Source organism: Streptomyces sp. NPDC048506, assembly GCF_040651315.1.
Classification (GTDB): Bacteria; Actinomycetota; Actinomycetes; order Streptomycetales; family Streptomycetaceae; genus Streptomyces.
Map to the genome: position 1 here is coordinate 79483 of NZ_JBEZIX010000035.1, position 19050 is coordinate 98532.

The following is a 19050-nucleotide window of genomic DNA, read 5'->3' on the forward strand; positions in this document are numbered from 1 at the left end:
GTAGTGATTGCGGCTGTCTGCGCCTCGTCATCCCGAGCGCGTCACCTCGGCCGTGTGGGCGCCGCCGCATTCGGTACGCGTCGGTTGAAGACCCACACCCCCTGGGAGTGAGTGGCTCCGAGGACCCGCCCCGTATCCCGGAGCCAAGGGTTCGCCTTTTGGAACGGTGCGAAGTTGTCGTTGGAGATGATGACTCCGCCGACCTCCTCGGCGATGCTGATCACCAGCGCGTCGCCCCGGCCCTCGGTCCCGGCGGGGGGCTGCACGACCTTACCGTCGGCGATGGCAGCTTCCACCCGGGGGCGCTCTTCGGCGGAAACGTCGTGGCGCAGCGTGGCGTCAACCACCACGTGGATGTCGCGGTCGGGATGCTTGAACCGCAGTGATCGGACAGCCGCCTCCAGTGCCGCGAAGCTTGGTTTGCCACCCGCTGCGCGCGGGGGCCGGCCGTTCCAGGCGAGGTTGGAGCCGTCCACGATGAGCGGCGCCGCCGCACTCGTGTGGGCCGTACGGGGTGAGGGACGCGGCGGGGCGGGCTTGGGAACTCCATCCTCTTGGCCGATGGGCGGGGCTTGCTGCGGATGGGTCGGAGTGGCGGCGGGCCGGGCGGCCGGGGCAAGGGTGAGTAGGCGATCGAGTTCCTTCTTCACTTCCGGCAGGACGGTCCCGTCGCCGAACACCTTCACCTCTCCGTCGAGGACGACCTCTCCGGTCTTCTGAAGAGTCGCCTTGACGGTCAGTAGCCCTTCCTTGCTGTAGGTGTACTCCAGATCGAAGACTCCGTCCTCGGCCGTGTAGCGCCGCGGGTACGTCAGGACGAGGTCGGTTAGCTTGACGTTGTCCGGGTGGTTCACAGCGCGGTCCGGGTCTCCCTCCCAGACTTCCACGGTCAGCTGGGAGATGTTGTCCCTGGTCGGTTCGTACGACTTCACCCGCTGCTGGGGCAGCCGCTGGTTTCGGTCGATGAGGGCGCTGAATCCTCGCCTGCCCTCGCGGTCCGTGGTGATCGTTCCGAGGGCGTGCGTGTTGACCACGCGGATGATGCTTTTCAGTTCGCCGTCCATGGCCGCCGCGCTGATCGCCGCTCCTTCGGCCACCGCGGTCATGGGGTCGCACAGTGAGATGTCGACGAGTTCGCAGTCGAGTGCCTCTGAGACCGCGGCGCGCACTGCTGGGATCTGGCTGCTGCCACCGATCATCAGTACGGCAGTGAGATCCTGTGGATCGATCCGGGCATGCTCCAGGCATTCCTCCACGGGGTCGAGCGCACGGCTGATGAGGTCCTGGATGGCCTCGGAGAACTCGTCCTGTCCGATCTCGACGAGGACCCCGTCAGGCGTCTGAATCCCGACCGACTCCTGATGGGAGAGCAGGATCTTGGCCCGCTCGATGTCGAGGGCGAACATCCGCTTCTCCGAGTCGCTCCAGCGCCCGCGGGCGGGCGCCCGGTCGAGGACCATGCGGCGCAGCCGGGCGTCGATTTCCAGGCCGCCGAGGCGGTTGACGCCTCGGCTCGCCTTCTCGTCGAAGAAGCCGTCGTCGTGCAGCAGCAGGGTGGCGTCCATCGTGCCGCCGCCCCAGTCGAAGACCAGGAACTCGCCGTCGACCTCCATCTCGTGGGCGTAGGCGATCGCCGCTGCCGTCGGTTCGTTCAGTAGTGTGCGGACCGTGATCCCGGCGGCACGGGCTGCCTCACGCGTACGGAATCGGGCCGCGCCGGTCGCGTTGGCGGGCACTGTGACGACGGCCTCGCGGATCTCGGTGGCGGATTCCTCCTCCGCGGCCCTGGCGATGGCGTGGAAGACGCCGGCCGCGGCGGTGGTCGCGGCGAACCGTTCACCGCCCAGCTTGACAAACGGTTCCTCCCGCAGCATGCGCTTGCACGCCTCGACGGCCTGCTCGGAACGGAGTTTCGCCTCCCAGCCGAACAGTGTGCCCGGCCGCAGGGAACTCGTGCCGACGACCGACGGGTAGAGCAGCTCGAACCCTCTGCGCCCCCAGTTGGCGTCCAGGCCCTGCCCGCCGATCTCCAGCACTTCGACGTACTCGCCGTTCCACTGGGCGGCGACGGAGTTGGTGGTCCCGAAGTCGATTCCGGCTGCCGTCATGCCTCTTCCCCCCACGTCATACCTGCGGGGTCGGCAACGCGCCGCAGTTGTCCCGCAAGAATGACCTTCCCTGTCAACTCGTCGACGTATGCCGGACTCAGCAGCTGGAAAGCGTCTCCCTCGCCTTCGGTCACCACGAACCGGTCGCTCTCTTCCGGCTCCGTCACTCGCAGCAGCCGCAGCTCCCGCAGATGCGCTGTCATCGCGCCCTCGATGGCCTCGCGACTGCCCCCGGCCCGGGACCAAAGCAGCGCGTCGATCTCGGCGAGGCGTCCGGCGAACTGGGCGCGTGTACGGAATTCGTCCAGGACCGCCCTACGCACGGCCGTGGCAAGCGCCCCGGACGGGGGCACCTCGTTGGCCCCGGCAGCCTCCAGCGCCTTCGGTATGCGTTCCACCACCCCCTTGATCATCGTCATCGCGTCGATTGGGTCGGGACGGGCGGGAGGATCAGCGATGCCGGTCTTCATCGACTCGGCTGGAGCCTCGGAGCCGCGTTCTCTACGACGCTTCCATCCCCCGGGTTTGTGCGGTGCCTCCGAGCCCCTCGCACCGGGTTGCGTCTGGCCGCAGGCAGGGCATGGACGGTGGGGGCGCTCTCTCTTGGGAATTTTCTTCTTGGGAGGCATCAGGCTCTGCTTCGTTCGGTACGGGTGGTGAATCAGGAAACGGACGTCGAAGTGGTCATCGCGTGGAAGTGTGGCGGTCGAGGCGCGGGACGGTGGTCCGGAAGTCGTCGAGGAGCTCGACGGCGGCACGGGCACGGATGGCCTCCAATTCGCCGCCACTCGTTACTGAGGTCCGGCGCGGCAGAGCGTCCACCGGCGGCACGAGATGCCGCGGTACCTGAGAGGGCATGACGTACCGCGACGGGTTGAGTGGCAGCCGGTAGAAGACGTCCCAGCCCGCCTCGCAGCGCAGCGCGCCCCGGATGCGTTCTTCGGCCAAGTTCAGGGCGGACTGGGCCTTGGCATCTCCCTCGCACTGGCGGAATATTTCCCGGCAGCGTTCCTCCCACCCATCGGCACCGTGATCCAGGCCGATTTCGAGGAAGGGATTGCTGAACGGGCCCCGGTAGTTCCGCCTGGTCTCCCTCCATGCGCGCAGGAGCTGGAGGTTGCGTTCGGCGACTGCACCACCCTGGGCGGCGGCCTTCTCGACGTACTCCTCGGCGGAGTCGAGCAGTCTGTCCCGTCCTGTGGCCGACTCGAGCCTCTCACTCTGTTCCACGGCCGCGTACGCCGCGATGGCATGTCCCTCCTGCACCAGCTCCGCGGGGACCTTCCGGCCGCTGCCGCCACGGGTTAGGGAGTGCGCCTGAAGTGCCGCCGCCTCCATCTCGCCCGCTCTGACCAGGTCGTAGGCCCGGTTCACGGCGACGAGCGCGTAAAAGGGACTGCGCCCTGCGTCGACGAGCTCCCGTGGTCTCCACAGAGTGGCCATCAGACGCCAGAGTCCACGGTCCTCGCCCATGCTCGGCGGCCACTGCCCGGACACAGCGCCCGATTTGAGATCGCGCAATTCGATCTGCTGGGCTCGCGGCAGAAGCGCGTCGAGTGCGTCAAGGGCTGCCACGTCGCCGTCCAGGACGACGTCGTATAGAAGGTCCCACACATCATCCGGTTCCTGCCGGGTGAGCGTCTCACCACACAGGAAGGACTGTCGGCGCAGGTAGGCCTGCCAGCCGAGCCGTCTCGCTTCCTCGTCGGTGATCTGCTCCGGCGCGAGACGCGCACGTAGGTAGAGACTTTCCTGCTCGTCGCGCACTTTCCAGGGCGCGTCCTCGGCCAGCAGACCACCATGGTCGACCAGATCGTCGATGACAGTCAGAGGAGCCCAGGCGAGAAGTCCGTCCAAGAAGCGGTTGGGTATAGGGATTGCGCCACGGGTGGCGGCGGTCGTGAAGAGGGAGAAGGCGGGGCCGCCCGCGACCGCTTGGGAACGCTTGCCGACGAGGTCAAGGCCGGGCGCCGTCGAACACAGAAGACGGCACCGTTCCAGGCCCGCCTCGTTGAGCCATCGCACTCCGTTGCCCCAGAGGTTGCGCATGTGGCCGAGGACCGACGCCGACGGTAGGTGGCTCAGCCCGGCGCGCACCGCGGGCAACAAGCCCTCGCGGTCAGGATCACCTTCGAGTGCCCGGGTGAGCACCACCCTTTCCGCCTCGGGAATCTCGGTGACGGCCACCGTTTCCGTGAGCATGGCCAGCACGGCTTCGACGGCCTCGCTGCCCCCGACACCGAGCCAACGCCACTTGCGCTGGACGAAGCCGCTCACGCCCGAGGGTCCCTGGCCCGCCCGGCGTTCACGCGCCCGTGTCAGGCGCTCTCGTTCGGCGGCTTTCGCCGCTTGCCGGGCGGCGACCGGATCCGTCATGTCGTGCACGCCCGACAGGTTATCCGCGCGGTCTGACAATCCAAATGGCCTCGTACGTATCGTGACTTTGGACGGCGAGTAGTTCGGGACCACCGGCCGAGTGGCGTGGGGCAGGGTTATTCTCCGTACTCCCTCAGCAGCTTGTTCAGATGCCGGATCTTGTCGACGTCCGTCTTCGGCAGCGGATCACTGCTGTTGAAGTGCATGACGTTGTTGCGGATCCGGCGAATCTCCTCCAGCCGCGCAATGAACACCTTGCGGTCGAGCGGCCATCCGAGCTGTTCCCACAGTCCTGGGTTCTCCAGCACTCGCTGGTAGTCGCCAACGGTCATGTCCCCGAAAGAGGCGATGCGTTCACCCGCCGGGTCGCACAGGCCGGTGACCTCGGACAGGGTGAAGGCCCCCGCGATGACCTGCCGCAGACGACGGTCCATTTCGCCGATCAGGAGGAAGTGCCCGGCCAGTTCGCCGTAGGCCTGGGCGACGTCGGCGGCGGTGACGATCCCGGCGATCGCGTTGTGCTGGTCCCTGACGAGTACGAAGTCGTGCTCGACCAGCGTGGGCAGGATGTCGATCAGGTCGTGGTCGTAGCGGACGTCGCGTGCATCCACGATCGCCTGGGAGAGGTGGGCGCTGGGGTCGGCATGGCGGGCGCGCGCTATGGACTTCCACGAGACGGATCCCCGCAAGTTGTGTGGACCGGCGAGGACGGGCAACTGGGAGAAGTCGTGGAGGACCATCAGCGTGATGACCTCCTCGAACGTGGCCGTCGGCTTGACACCGACGATGCCGGCGAGGGCGGACGGCAGGGTGCCGACGGTCAATCCCGTCTCGCGTGAATCCAGCTCTTCCGACACTCCGGCCGGTGACGCGGCCGTCAGTGGCGATCCGGCGAGTGGAATGTCTTCGGTCTGCTCTTCCGCAGCCTTGACCAGTCGGACTGTCGCCGTCAGGGACACCTTGTCGAATTCGGGAGAGGTGATCAGGCTGTGGTTGGCGAGTTCGGCCTGGATCTGGTCGTTGACGGCGCCTCGGCCCGTCGCGCCCCACCAAGCCAGCAGCTCCTGCACCGAGAGGGACAACGGACGCCCTGTCTCTGCCGATTCACGTGCTTCCTTCAGCCGCGAATGCCGCTCACTGGGCGACACGGATGTCTGCTGGTGCTCCTTCTCCGGTGCCGTGGGATCGGCTTCCTCGGCTGCCCGGTCGAGCAGTTCTTGACGCAACTGTGTCAGGTATCTGCCGTCGTCGACCTGCCACGCCTCCCAGCCGTCGAACGTTCCGTTCCCGACGGCGACCATGGCAGCCTTGGAAGGCGAGCGGAACTCCTCCCCGTCCGAAAGCCGAATCCACCCCCGAGGTGTGACTGTGGCCTCGTGCGACTCGCCGACGCGGGGCCGGACGAACCGCAGCCGCTCCCCTTCCTTGAGTAGCCCGCTGCCGAGCAGGTCGGCAATGGTCACCCGCCGACCGTCGAGAAGGTAGCGGGCGCGGGACTGCACCTCTGCGGGACCGGTGGACTCAGTCATGTCACCTATGCCTTGCCGCTGGAAGGGAAAGGGGGAGATGAAGCTGATGGTCTCAGAGATGCCACTAGATGTGGCCGATACGGACGGCTTTTTGCACTGGCTCGTTGGTCCTGTATCTCCGCTGCTAAGGCGCCCTGTCCGGGCGCTAGACGGCGCGCGGCGAGAATCGGTTTCCAGACCGCGTCGTCCACGATGCCTCGGTTCGACGCGCGGGGCCTGGGGCGACAGGAGCACGCCCTTTCGCTGGTGGGTTCGGCGGTGCGGGAGAAAGCGCACGTGAGGGCGTCGAACTCGGGCAGGGTCCGGCGTCAGTCTCCGCCAAGGAAGCAGACCGTAGCCTGCGCCATGCACAGGTCGAGCGGCCGAGCGCCGCGGCGGCCGGACCGACAACATCACTGAGAGCCCTGGCAGTCGGGGCGAACCGCTCATTCACAAGCAGGACGTCGGTGTGCGGCCGCCTGCCTGATGTCCTCGCGGGGCCTCCGATGCCGGCGGAGCACAATGCACTTCTGGAGGATGGGTCAGGAAGCCGAACCGTCGAGGCCGAGGCGGATCACGGCGAGTGCCTCGGCGATCTCGACGGTCATCTCGTCGTCGGGGCCGAACACCATGCACATGTCCTGGTGGAGCGGTTCGAGGACCTGCCGGGCTTCGACGGCCCGGCCCTGGGCGAGCAGCAGCATCCCGATGTTGTGCCGCAGCTCCACGGCTTCCTCGCTCACGTCGCTGTCGATGGTCCGTACGACGTTCAGCACGCCCTGGAGCGCGGCGAGCGCGTCGGTGACCTGGCCGAGTTCGGCACGGCACCGGGCCGCCTGGGCGCGGCAGGCGCGGGCCTGCTCGCCGGTGGATCCGGCGATGCGGGCGTACGCGTCGGCGAGGGCGTCGAACTCGGGCAGGGCGGCCCGGTAGTCGCCGCCGAGGAGACGGATCGCCGCGCGCTGGCGGCGCAGCGCCAGGACCGGCTTGCTCTCGGAGCCGAGGGCGAGGGCCGCGGGTTCGATGACCTCGCCGAGCACCTCGGCGGCCTGCGCGAACCGCTCCTCCTCCAGCAGGGCGTCAGAGTGGGCGTACGCCTCCTTGATGTCCTCGCGCAGCTGGGCGGGGACGGGCACCGGCTGGGCCCCCGGGAGGACGGCTGTCGGCTTCGAACCACCGGGTGCGGGGGCCTGGGCGCGGGCGCGGGGCGCGAACGGGTGACGGAACACGCCTGTCGGGTCGGGTGCGCCGGCCGGCCCGGTATCGGCTGTGCCGGGTTCGCCGCCTGGCGGCGGGAGGAATGGCAGCAGCCGGGCGTACACCTCCTGCGTGTCGGCGGGCCGCGCCTCGGGCGCCTTGCGCAGCAGGTGCAGGACCAGCTCCTCCAGCGCCTCGGGGACGTCGGGCCGCAGCTGTCGCAGCGGGGTGGGGGCGGCGTTGACGTGCTGGTACATCAGCAGGTACTCGCTCTCCGCCTCGAATGCGAGGCGCCCGCTGAGGAGTTCGTGCAGCACGCAGCCCAGCGCGTACAGGTCGGTCTGCGGGGTGATGCGTCCGCCGCGGACCTGCTCGGGCGACATGTACTGGTGGGTGCCGATGGGGCTGCCGGTGGCGGTCAGTTTGGTGACGTCGGTGCGCAGGATCGCCGCGATGCCGAAGTCGAGGACCTTCACGGTGCCGTCGCGTGCGACGAGGATGTTGCCCGGCTTGAGGTCCCGGTGGATGACCGGCACGTCGTGCGCGTACGACAGCACGGTAGCGACCTGCGCGGCGACGGCGGCGGCCCAGCTGACCGGCAGTGGCCGGCCGGGGTCGAGGTAGGCGGACAGCGGTACGCCGTCGACGAGCTCCATCACCAGGAACAGCCGCTCGTACGACGCGTCGAGCACCGCGTCGTACACCTGCGGAACGCCGGGGTGCTGGATGCGCGCGGTGATGCGGGCCTCACGGCGGAACCGCTTGGCGAACTCCTCAGCCAGCTGCGGTGAGGTGACCGACGCCTGCCGGATGAGCTTCACGGCGACGGGCCGGTCGAGCACGGCATCGTAGCCGCGCCACACGTCACCCATGCCGCCGTGGCTGAGCTCCTCCAAGAGTTCGTAACGGTCGGAGATCGCCTCCTGCGGCACCTTGCCCCCGGTGTGCGTGATGAACAGTCACGGTCAGGGGTCAAGTGTGACCGCTGCGTCGATCTGCCGTCCAGGGCTCGCAGTGCTACATGGGCACGCGCGCGGCGGTGGACGACGGGCAGGAGGGTGCGGCGGCCGGTCGGCCTCACGCCGGCAGGACGTACTCCGCCCAGACCGTCTGACGGTCACCCCCAGGCGTGGGCCGGATTCGTCGAGCTGGCCGCAGACCAGACCATCTGAGCCGTACATTCGTAACCCCGGAGGGCCCAGTCGCGCAGGCGGCTGAGCCCCCACGTCGTGCACGGTTGGCTGAGACAGAAAACGCCCCCGCTCTGAGGAGCCGAGGGCCGACCACCAGGATCAGATCCAGGTCACTTGGCGAACGTATACGCATTCATGCCGGGGAACGATGAGGTAGACGAAGAATCCGCTGTCGATATGCGCGGTATCTCCCTTCGGCCCCAGCCCTTCGTACTGTGTTCCGTCGAGGTAGAAGGCCGCAGCAGCCCGCACCAGCTCGTCAGCTTTTTTCTCGACCTCGGCGACGAACGCCGGCGGTGCTCCGCCGATGACGTACGCCTCGCTGGGGTCGTACTCCCACCTCCACGTCACTCGGACACCGCCTGCGTCGCCACATCTTCGACGGCACGCAGCTCGTCCATGGCGGATCGGAATGCGGGGTCGTCCTTGCTGGTCGTGCCGTGGATCGTCGCGAGAGCACGGCTACGGCGTGCGGAGAGATCGGGCCGACGCTCGATCTCCACCTGAGCGGCCCAGTGGGTCAGCCAGTGCTGTAGGTGCCCGATCTTGCTGGTCCGAATGGCGGCGGCGAGTGCTTCTTCCTTGTGCCTTTCCATCTCGTCCAGGCGGTGAGGGGCGATCCGGGCGAGCGCCACGCGGACGGCGTCGGGGGTACGTTCGGGGCGCGGGACCAGCTCCGTGCCGTGGTCCGGCTGTGTGCTCACGATGTCCTCCAAAGGGTGCCCCGGCCAGCATATCCAGCCGGGGCATACGAATCAGACGTCGTCGTCCAGGCCCTCCTCGCGGCGGATCATCCGCCAGGCGGCCTTGCGGGCGCTGCGGTCCAGGCTGGACTTGAAGCCCTTGTCGGGGCCGAAGTACTGGCGGCCCATGCCCGCGATGGTGTCGATGTGGTCGGCCATCTTGTCCGCGAAGACGTTGTCGAAGACGAGGCCGAAGTTGTCCTCGTCGTTGACGACGGCCGCCGCCCGCACCTTCGGGTCGGCCTTGGCCTCCTCGAACGGGCGGATGACGTCCTGCTCGGTGAACTCGGTGCCGAAGCGTTCGTTGAACTTGTCGATCAACTGGGAGAGCAGCGACTTCTCCGCTTCCTTCGCGCCGCCCGAGCCGTCGCCGAAGCCCGTCATCGTCGTCGGACCCTCTGCGGTGAGGGAGACGTCGTACTCGCCGGTCTTCTCCACCCGCATGTGGCTGAGGTCGATCTCGCCTATGTCCACGCCGCCGTCCGCGCGGCGCGGCAGCCGGTTGAGGAGGTAGCGGCCGTAGAGGTGCAGCCGCTCCAGTTCGGCGTCCCGGTAGGGGACGATCTGTGCGAGGAAGCCGTACTTCCTGACGTAGTCGTTGAGGTCGGCGCGGAAGCCCTCCGCGGTCTCCTGGTCGTCCTCGTCGTCGCTTTCGAGCAGGGGCGTGAAGCGGGCGACGGCGGGGGAGAGCAGCCGGTACAGCTCGGCGTGCAGCTTCTCCCACTTGGACTGCGAGCCTGCCGCCTTCTCCTTGGCGGCGAAGTACGCGGCGGCGAACTCGTCCATCTCCTGCCCGGACAGGATCGCCGCCTGCATGACGCGGCTCTGTGCGGTGTAGAGCAGGTTGGGGTCGGAGGGGAGGGTGTTCGCCTCCTCGAAGTACGGGCGGAAGGACTCCTGGATGTCCTCGGCGTCGTTGACGAAGTCCAGCACCGCCATGTCGGCCTGCGTCTTGCGGTCGGCGGTCCGGTTCAGCCGGGACAGCGTCTGCACGGCGGAGATGCCGGTCAGCGTCTTGTTGACGTACATCGTCGTCAGCAGCGGCTGGTCGAACCCGGTCTGGTACTTCTCCGCGACGACCAGGATCTTGTACTCGCGCTGGCCCGCTCCGCCGGCGCGGGCGGCCTTGTCGTCGGCGCGTGTGTACGCGAACGCCTTCGGCAGCGCGCTCTCGGAGAGCCCGCCGTTCTCCTTGGGCTCGGTGGTCTCCTCGCCGTCGAGGGTGAGTGAGCCGGAGAAGGCGACGAGGACACCGAGGTCGGGGTACTTGGTGTCGTAGTCCCGGTCCTTGATGTAGCTCTTGATCGCACGTGCCATCTGCACGGCGTTCTGCCGGGAGGCGGTCACGACCATCGACTTGGCCCGCCCGCCGAGACGGCCGCGGCTGTGGGTGACGAAGTGCTCCACGATCACCTGGGCGTGCTGGGCGACCGTCGAGTCATGGGTCAGCGCGTACCGGGCGAGCAGACTGTTCGCCTTCGACGGGTCGACCTCCTTCTCGTCGGGGTTCTTGTTCACCAGCTTCCAGTACGTGTTGTACGTGACGTAGTTGCGCAGCGGGTCGAGGATGAAGCCCTCCTCGATCGCCTGCCGCATGGAGTACGTGTGGAATGGCCGGTAGGTCGCCTTGCCGTCGATGTCCTGGAGGGTGCCGAAGAGTTCGAGGGTTTTGGCCTTCGGCGTGGCGGTGAACGCGAAGTAGGAGAGGTTCGCGGCGCGGGAACGCTGCTCGGCCCTCTTCTTGAGCTGCTCGTCGAGGGTGGCGGCGGAGGGGGCCTTGACCGTGGTCGCGCCGGCGTCGTCGGAGTCGGAGTCCAGGCCGAGGTCGCGCAGGGCGGACCGTACGGCGGTGGCGGCGTCGCCGGACTGCGAGGAGTGCGCCTCGTCCACGATGATCGCGAAGCGGCTGCCCCGGATCTCGGTGGGGTTGCGCTGGAGGTAGTCCAGCAGCGCCGGGAAGGAGTGCAGGGTGACGGTGACGATCTTCCCGGTGTCACGGGAGAGGGCCTTCGCGAGCTGCTCGCCCTTCGCCCCGTGTTTCTCGTCGATCTTCACGACGAGGCCCGCGGTCTGCTCGAAGTTGCCGATGGTTTCCCGGAGTTGGGCGTCCAGGTTGCGGCGGTCGGTGATGACGATGACCTTGTCGAAGACCGGCACGCCCGGCTTGAGACCCTTGGCCACGGCCTCGGCGTCGAGATCGCGGGGGTCGGTGGGGGTGTGCAGGTCGCTGAGGCGGTGGGCGAGCCAGCCGATGGTGTTCGACTTGCCCGAGCCGGCCGAGGCCATGATCAGGTAATCGTGGCCAGCGCCGTGGGTTGCGGCGTGCGCGGTGAGCTTCTTGACCGCGTCCCACTGCTGGAACCGGGGGAAGACCATCGTCTTGGTGGTGCCGCCGCCGGGCGTCTTGCTCTTGTGCAGGTGCACGAACCGCTGGAGCAGGTCCAGCCAGTTGTCCGGCTGCCAGACCTGCTCCCAGAGGTAGGAGGTCGCGTAGGTGCCGTAGGCAGTCGGAGCCGGGTTGCCTGCTCCGCCCGGCTGACCGGGACCATTGGAGCCGGTGTTGAACGGGAGGAAGCGGGTGTTCTTGCCCTTGAGCTGGGTGGCGACGACGACCAGGTCCGGGTCCACAGCGAAGTTCGCGACGACCCGGCGTATGAAGATCAGCTCGGTGGGGTCACGGTCGGTGCGGTACTGCTCCTTGGCCTGCTCCACCCCTTGCTTGGTCAGCGGGTTCTTCAACTCGGCCGTGGCGACCGGAATTCCGTTGAGGAAGAGGGCGAGGTCGAGCCGGTTGCCCCAGTCGGCCTGCTTCGTCGCGTACTCGAGTTCCCGGACGACGGTTAGGCGGTTGGCCCGGTAGCCGTCCAGCACGGAGTCGTGGGCGACGAGGTTCGGCTTGAAGTACGCGACGCGGAGCAGGACGCCTCGGTCCTTGACGCCGTTGCGGAGCACGTCGAGGAGGCCGTTGGTGGCGATGGCCTGGTCCAGGCGGCCGGCGAACCCGCGCTGCGCCTCGTTCGGGTCGCCGCCGTAGACGGTGAGCAGCTCGTGCCACTCGTCGGGCTGTGTCGCCCCGATGAAGGTGAACAACTCGTTGGTGTCCAGGCCGAGATCGGCCCGGTAGTCCTGCGGGCTTGCCTCGCGCCAGCCGCGCTCGACCATGGCGGCGACTATGGCATCACCGAAGGCGGACTCCGTGTGGATGGGGCTCATGGCTACGCGGTGACTCCGTCCGTTACGTTGCGCCCGCTGGCGGTGGAGATGTCGAACTGGCCGGTTACGGCGGCGGTGATGAGGGCTTGGCGGCGTTCTGTCAGGAGCTCTGCCCGGCGTAGCTGAAGTTGCTGTTGGCGAGAGCTCATGCTCTCCAGGTTGTTGGCCTGGCCGACGATCTCCTCCTGCTCATGTCGCGAGGGAGTTGGGATCCGCAAGCCGCGAACCAGGTCCTGGCTAATGTTTGGTTGGCCCCCGCCGGATGCCAGTTTCAGAATTTCCTCCCTGTGAGCCCGGAACCAAAGGAATGCGTATCGCGAACTCACTGGACCAAGCTCAGAGAGGACGCAGCAAGCTTGGTTTACGCATGCAGGAACCTTGAGGATACCTACGCGTCCAGTGGTCGCTCCGTACATGGCCACGACCAGCGACCCCGGAGCGTAAATCCTCAGTGTCGGGTAATCCGCCAACGCTGTGTCCGTAACGGTCCTCTTCGGCTGCTCGATGGCGCCGTCACGGAGATCCCCGGTGTTAACCCAGAAGTGAGGACCATCAAAGTAAGTAGCTTCGCTAGATCGCGGCGTGGTTCCGCTACTTGTCGTAAATGAGCGGCCAACCTTCATCAATTGCCAGTCCGAAGCCATCTCGGGCATCCACGAAATCCCGGTCGATGTAACCTCACCACGCCCGGCGGTCGTGGTCAGCACCCGAAGGGATTCCGTAAACCGCTCGGTGATCAGGTCAGACTGCTTCTGCGAGGCCGCAACCAGCCGGTCGATGCGCGTGGTCTCGGCGTCGAGGAAGTCGGCGATGCGGCGCTGCTCCTCCAGCGGTGGCAACATGATTCGCAGGGATCTGAGCCACTCATTGTCGATTTCGACCTGATTCGGACGGACTCCACGTGAGAGCGACGCGTACTCCGCGGTGTACGGTGCGGAGCGTAGGAGCCAGTTCAAAAAACGGTCATCTTCGCCATGGGTCGGACTGAAGCAGATGTAGTGCCCTGAGACGATCCCGCGAAACGCGGAGATCCCAACGGACCCTTGCCAAGCCTTCATCCGATTCACGACAAACCAACCAGGGTGCACAAGCTGGTAGATGCCGCGGTCCAGGGCTGCTTTGTTGAAGTTGTCGTCACGCCCTTCGCGCTTGACCACGCCATGCTCGCGATAGACGCTCAGCAGGTCTTCATCTGGATGATCGACGTCTTTGACTCGATCAAACATTGACCAAAGAGGTACAGTGCGCCAGCGCGAAGGCCACGGCACCGGTGATCCTTGGGAAAGCCGAGTTTCGGCGTAGGTCATTCCGTCACCTCACCCAGCAGCGCCTGAATCTCCGCCTCCAGCGACTTCAACTCCGCGTCGATCTCCGCCAACGGCCTCGGCGGCTTGTACACGTAGAAGTGCCGCGTGAACGGAATCTCGTACCCGATCTTCGTCTTCGTGTGGTCGATCCACGCGTCCGGGACGTGCGGCAGTACCTCGCGCTTCAGGTAGTCCTCGACGTCCTCACCGAGCGGAACGTTCTCGTAGTCCCGCAGGTCCGAGTCCGCCTCCGGCGCGCCCTTGACCTTCTGCACCTCACCCTCCGGGTCCCGGACCCCGACCGTCTCCCGTACCGCCTTCGCGAACGGCGCCCCCGACAGCCACGTCAGCCCGGCCGCGACCACCGCGTCCTTGAGCGCGATGAATGCCTCGGACTTCGTCATCCAGGACGAGCCGAGCAACGTACGCACCGCCGCGACGAACTCCTCGCTCCGCTCCAGCCTCGCCACCGGCTTGGCCTCCGCCAGCGCCGCCAACGTCTCCTCCGTGACCTCGAAGCGCAGCTTCAGGGGGCGTTCGACAGTGATGCGCTGGTAGCCGAAGTCCTCGTTCCAGAAGACCTTGACCTTGCCGTGCAGAGCGTGCTCCGGGTCGCCCGCGACCTGGAGGGCCTCCGCGTACAGACGGGTGATGTCACCGATGTGGTCGGGGCGGCCGTTCGTCCCGTCGCCGAGCTCCTTGCGCTTGTCGCCGAGCGACTTGCGCATCTTCTGCCACTGGTCGCGCGCGTCCAGCAGAACGACCTTGCCCTTGTGGTCGGCGTCCTTGCGGTTGGTGAGGATCCAGAAGTACGTGGAGATACCGGTGTTGTAGAAGAGCTGGTCGGGGAGGGCGACGATCGCCTCCAGCCAGTCGTTCTCCAGGATCCAGCGGCGGATGTTGGACTCGCCGGACTCGGCAGCGCCCGTGAACAGCGGGGAGCCGTTGAAGACGATGGCGATGCGGGAGCCGCCCCCGCCGTTGACGTCCACCGGCTTCATCTTCGAGATCATGTGCTGGAGGAAGAGCAGCGAGCCGTCGTTGATGCGCGGCAGGCCCGCGCCGAAGCGGCCGGCGTCGCCGAGCGACTTGTGCTCGTACTCGACCTCCTCCTTGACCTTCTTCCACTCCACGCCGAACGGCGGGTTGGCGAGGATGTAGTCGAACGAGCGGCGGGCGTGGCCGTCGTCGGAGAAGGAGTTGCCGAAGCGGATGTTCTCGGGGTCCTGGCCCTTGATCATGAGGTCGGACCGGCAGATCGCCCAGGACTCGGGGTTGAGCTCCTGCCCGTACACCTCGACCGTCGCGTCCGGGTTGAGGGCCTTGATGCGGTCGTCGGCGGCGCTGAGCATGCCGCCCGTGCCGCAGGCCGGGTCCATGACCGTACGGACGACACCCGGCACGGTGAGGGCGTCCGCGTCGGGCGCGACCAGCAGGTTGACCATCAGCTTGATGACCTCACGCGGGGTGAAGTGCTCACCCGCGGTCTCGTTCGACTGCTCGGCGAAGCGGCGGATCAACTCCTCGAAGATGTAGCCCATGTTGTGGTTGGGCACGACATCGGGGTGCAGGTCGAGGCCGGTGAACCTGCCGATGACCCGGTAGAGCAGGTTCGCGCCGTCGAGCTTCCTGACCTGCTGGTTGAACTCGTACTTGTCGAGGACCTCGCGGGCGTTGTCGGAGAAGGCGCCGACGTAGATCTGCAGGTTCTTCGCCGCGTTCTGCGGGTCGGCCGCGATCTTCCGCAGCGTGAGGTCGCTCTTGTTGTAGAAGGAGTGACCCGAGGCCTTGCGCAGGAAGTGGTCGGTGTCGATCTCCTGGCCCGCGAACCTGGCGACGGTCTCCACGACCTTCTCGCGCGTCGGTTCCAGGACGCACTCCAGGCGGCGCAGCACGGTGAACGGCAGGATGACCTTGCCGTAGTCGGACTGCTTGTAGTCGCCGCGCAGGAGATCGGCGACGGACCAGGCGTGGTTCGCCAACTCCGTGTGCTTGCTGCTGTTCAAGAGGTCCCGGCTTCCTTCCGAAGAGCACCGTCCGGGCGTGGGACGGCAGGGATCCAGTGTGGTCGTGTGCGGTCGGACGTGTTGGGCGTTTCAGGCGGAATGGGTGTCCGGGGTGTCCGGGCTGTCCGGTGGCAGGAGTACGCCGGCGGTGAGGCCAGTGGTCAGGGTGGCCGCGGTGTCGGCGGCGAGGGCGGCGGTGCGGCGGACGGCCGCGCGCAGTTCGTAGACGCGGCGGAAGGCCTCCCCGTACCGCCGCTGTTCCTCCAGGGGCAGCAGCGGTACGCGCAGGCGGCCCGGTGTGACGTGCACGTGGGTGCTGCCGGTGGACGCGGAGGCGATGTTGTCCTCGGCGCCGAGGAACCCGGCCAGGAACCACGGGTCGAGGCGGGCCGGGTCGGGGCGCAGGAGGTGGATGTGCGGACCGAGCAGGGCTCTGGCGTCCTGTTCGTCTGCGACTCGGGTCATCGCGGCCGCGTCGCCGCCGCTCGCGATGGAGCGTACGAGGACGTCTCCGGCGGCGACGGCTTGCGCGGCGTCCGCGTGGAGGTCGACGGCCCTGGTGGACGGGGGCCTACCGGCGGAGATGTCCGAGGCGGTGAGGACCGGCCGGTCCATGGTGGGGGCGGCGGAGCCCTTGGAGCCCCGTGTGCCGGACGGGGCCGCCCGCAGCACGGTCAGGGCCCCACCGCGCGCCAGGTCGGAGACGGTCGCCGTACGCCACTCGCGGGCCGAGGCCCCGGACGGCTGCCACCCGCCGGAAGCGGAGGCGGCCGCCAGAGCGGCGACCTGCTCGGCCAGTTGCTCGTGCAGGTCGTGGACGCGGCGGGACAGGGCGGCGGGGTCGATGTCGGCCGCGGTCGCCCGCACGTGGCGGGCCGGGGTGACGTCGACGACGTCGTCGAGGAGGTCGACGAGCGGCACCGCGCGGGCGACGCCGGGCTCGTCGGCGTAGGTGTCGGGGGCGGTGGTGAACGCGGCCCACTGGCCGAGGACCCGGTCGGTCAGCCCCGCCCAGTCGAAGGAGGAGGCGGAGGCAGAGGATGCGGCGGAAGAGGAAGAGCCGGATCGGCGGGGGCGTGCGCCGCCGCGGGTGCCGGCGCCGGGCGTGGCCGTATCGGTGGCGGACGGCGTGCCCGCGGCGCCGTCCCGCTGCTCGCCCTCCCCGTCGACGAACAGCACCGTCGTACGGTCAGTGGCGCCCGGCTCGGGGCGTTGGAACACCCAGACCTGCAAGCCGATGTGGAGCGGATACGCGGCACGTGCGGGAAGTGAGACGACGGCGCGCAGGGCCCCGCTGCGGATGAGTTCCGCGCGGATGCGGCGGCCGGAGGAGCGGAAGGCGAGCGCGGGCGGCAGCAGCATGACCGCGTGGCCGCCGGGCTCTAGGTGTGCGAGGGCGTGCTGCACCCAGGCCAGTTCGGATTCGAAACGCGGCGGGACCCCGTACGCCCACCTCGGGTCGTAGGCCAGCTCGTCGTGACCCCAGTCGCGGTCGGCGAACGGAGGGTTGCACAGGACGGCGTCCACGGTGACGTCGGGGAAGGCGTCGGCGCGCAGGCTGTCGCCGACGCGGATCGTCGTCTCGGCCTCGGGTGCGGTGAGCAGCAGCCGGATCGCGGTGCGCCGGCCCTGGACGGCAATCGAGTCCTGCCCGTACAGCCCCCGCGCGCCCTGCCGGGCGGCGGCAGCGAGGAGCGTGCCGCTGCCGCAGGCGGGGTCGAGGACGCGGGACGCGCCAGCGGGCAGGAGCCGTGCCATGAGCAGGGCCAGGCCCTCCGGGGTCTGGTAGACGCCGCTGGCGGCGCCTTCGTCCAGTTCGCGTTCGGCGAGGACGTCGACGGCGGCCTGTGCCCCCGCCTCACGGACGCAGCCCAGCAGTGCGCGGAGCACGCCCACGCCGTCCGGACCGTAGTGGAACGGCTCGGCCTCGGGCATGGCAACCGGGAGCTCGCTCGCGGACTTCTCCGCTCGGGCGACCAGCTGGTCGTCGGACAGGGTGGCGAGTTCGGCCAGCTCCTGCGGCGTGCGGCGGGACGCGGCAGCCACCAGCGGGAACAGTCGCGCGGCCACCTCGGAGCCGGGGCCCAGTAGCCGTAGCGCCGTACGCAGCTCCTCGGTCGGCGAGGCGGTGGAGGTGTGCCCGCGTCCACGCAGCCATGCCTGGACGGCCGGCAGGTCGTAGAGGGGGCTGGTCTCCGTGCCTGCGCTGGGGGCGGGGAAGTCGTCGTGGCGGCGGCGCCAGTTGCTGACAGTGGCGCGAGTGACCCCTGCGATGCGCGAGATCTCGGCGGCTGTCACGTGTGCTGACGGCGCCGGTTGGGCTGGTGGCTGCTGGGGCATGGCGTGGGGTTCCGCACCTCTCGGGCCAGTCGGACAGTGGACGGTTAACACATTATAGCGGCCGTCAAGTCTGTGAACCTGTTTGACGGTGCTTTCAGTTTCATGCTTATCTAGTCTTGCTTCCGAGTGGAAGCGGCGGCCCGGTGCTCTGTTAAGTCCGCGCCGCGCATCGGATCGCTCCACCCACGGCCATCGCGCATCGCAACAGGAGGAACCCAGATGACCACCCAGCCCCCGCAGCAGCCGGGCTACGCGCAGCAGACCGGGTTCCCGCAGCAGCCGGGCTATCCGCAGCCTCCCGTGCCGCCGAAGAAGCGGTCCAAGGCCAAGCTGGGTTGCCTCGCCGTGCTGGCCGTGATCGTGATCGGTGGTATCGCGTCCGTGGCGGGGGCCGGCTCGGACGACTCCTCGGCGGGCGCCGAGACCTCCGCCGCGTCTACCGGCTCCTCGAAGAGCAGTGGGTCCTCCAAGGGCGCCGGCTCCTCCAAGGACGTCACGCCCCAGCAGTCCACCGTCGACGCCTTCAAGGCGTACGTGAAGAAGCACGAGTCCGCGAAGACGCGGGAGGCCGCGGCGCACGTCACCAAGGTCCAGGGCGCCGACAAGAAGAACGACATCCTGGACACGGCCGACATCTACACGGACTACACCGGGGACCTGGTCAGCGCGGACGCCGGCAACGCCAAGCTGCTCGCCTCGGCCTTCGCGGACTTCCAGTCCAGCCGTGGAAAGGCCAGCAAGAACGGCCTTGTGACCGTCTACAACGCTGACGGCGACATCCTGAGCAACGGCAACTACTGATGTCGTAGCCGGAGCCCGCGCCGTACCGAACCTGACTGTAGAACCCGGCAGTTCCTCCCGTCTCGGCACCGCCGCCTGCGGCCCGCCGAACGCGGCCATGACGACAGAAGGCCATACGGAGGGTCGTTCCGGCTGGGCATAACCGCCTCGCCTCCGGTCGCGCCGCACCCGACGCGCGCGCCGACCCGGAGCGGTTCCTCACCGTCCACAGCCAGGTCCACCCGCCGACCGCTGCCGACGCCTGCCCCACACGCCCCA

General features: G+C 68.1%; 12 protein-coding genes. 1 reads left to right on the top strand and 11 read right to left on the bottom strand.

Features of this window, described 5'->3' with window-relative positions:
* Nucleotides 1-41: 41 nt before the first annotated feature.
* The 11 genes from AB0C96_RS26915 to AB0C96_RS26965 all read right to left on the bottom strand — a co-directional run bounded on the left by AB0C96_RS26915 (nucleotide 42) and on the right by AB0C96_RS26965 (nucleotide 17949).
* A complete protein-coding gene (locus AB0C96_RS26915; protein WP_362920639.1) occupies nucleotides 42-2108 on the bottom strand; it encodes an Hsp70 family protein in 2067 nt (688 codons plus the stop codon).
* A complete protein-coding gene (locus tag AB0C96_RS26920; protein ID WP_362920641.1) occupies nucleotides 2105-2578 on the bottom strand; it encodes a hypothetical protein in 474 nt (157 codons plus the stop codon). The genes AB0C96_RS26915 and AB0C96_RS26920 overlap by 4 nt, the downstream gene beginning before the upstream one ends.
* Before the next feature lie 214 nt (nucleotides 2579-2792).
* The gene (locus AB0C96_RS26925) at nucleotides 2793-4484 is read right to left on the bottom strand and encodes a hypothetical protein (protein WP_362920687.1); all 1692 of its coding nucleotides are present in this window, start codon (nucleotides 4482-4484) and stop codon (nucleotides 2793-2795) included.
* A 116-nt stretch (nucleotides 4485-4600) separates the two neighbouring features.
* Complete coding sequence (locus AB0C96_RS26930) at nucleotides 4601-6013, bottom strand: CBS domain-containing protein (protein WP_362920689.1); 1413 nt, start codon at nucleotides 6011-6013, stop codon at nucleotides 4601-4603.
* 521 nt (nucleotides 6014-6534) lie between these two features.
* Nucleotides 6535-8121, bottom strand: coding sequence for a serine/threonine-protein kinase (locus AB0C96_RS26935; RefSeq protein WP_362920643.1), 1587 nt, complete (start codon nucleotides 8119-8121; stop codon nucleotides 6535-6537).
* A gap of 360 nt (nucleotides 8122-8481) precedes the next feature.
* Entirely contained in the window at nucleotides 8482-8733 is a 252-nt protein-coding gene (locus AB0C96_RS26940) for a hypothetical protein (protein ID WP_361290088.1), read from the bottom strand.
* Entirely contained in the window at nucleotides 8730-9086 is a 357-nt protein-coding gene (locus tag AB0C96_RS26945; protein WP_362920645.1) for a hypothetical protein, read from the bottom strand. Before AB0C96_RS26945 ends, AB0C96_RS26940 begins: the two co-directional genes overlap by 4 nt.
* Nucleotides 9087-9137: 51 nt before the next feature.
* Nucleotides 9138-12338, bottom strand: coding sequence for a type I restriction endonuclease (locus AB0C96_RS26950; protein ID WP_362920647.1), 3201 nt, complete (start codon nucleotides 12336-12338; stop codon nucleotides 9138-9140).
* A gap of 2 nt (nucleotides 12339-12340) precedes the next feature.
* Nucleotides 12341-13645, bottom strand: coding sequence for a restriction endonuclease subunit S (locus AB0C96_RS26955; protein ID WP_362920649.1), 1305 nt, complete (start codon nucleotides 13643-13645; stop codon nucleotides 12341-12343).
* Entirely contained in the window at nucleotides 13642-15651 is a 2010-nt protein-coding gene (locus AB0C96_RS26960; protein WP_362920651.1) for a class I SAM-dependent DNA methyltransferase, read from the bottom strand. Before AB0C96_RS26960 ends, AB0C96_RS26955 begins: the two co-directional genes overlap by 4 nt.
* Nucleotides 15652-15741: 90 nt before the next feature.
* Nucleotides 15742-17949 (bottom strand): N-6 DNA methylase, encoded by a 2208-nt coding sequence (locus AB0C96_RS26965; RefSeq protein ID WP_362920653.1) that lies wholly within the window; start codon nucleotides 17947-17949, stop codon nucleotides 15742-15744.
* 261 nt (nucleotides 17950-18210) lie between these two features.
* Here AB0C96_RS26965 and AB0C96_RS26970 point away from each other — a divergent pair, with 261 nt between their 5' ends.
* Nucleotides 18211-18792 carry a hypothetical protein gene (locus AB0C96_RS26970; RefSeq protein WP_362920655.1) on the top strand — a complete coding sequence of 194 codons (582 nt, stop codon included), beginning with the start codon at nucleotides 18211-18213 and terminating at the stop codon, nucleotides 18790-18792.
* Nucleotides 18793-19050 lie beyond the last annotated feature (258 nt).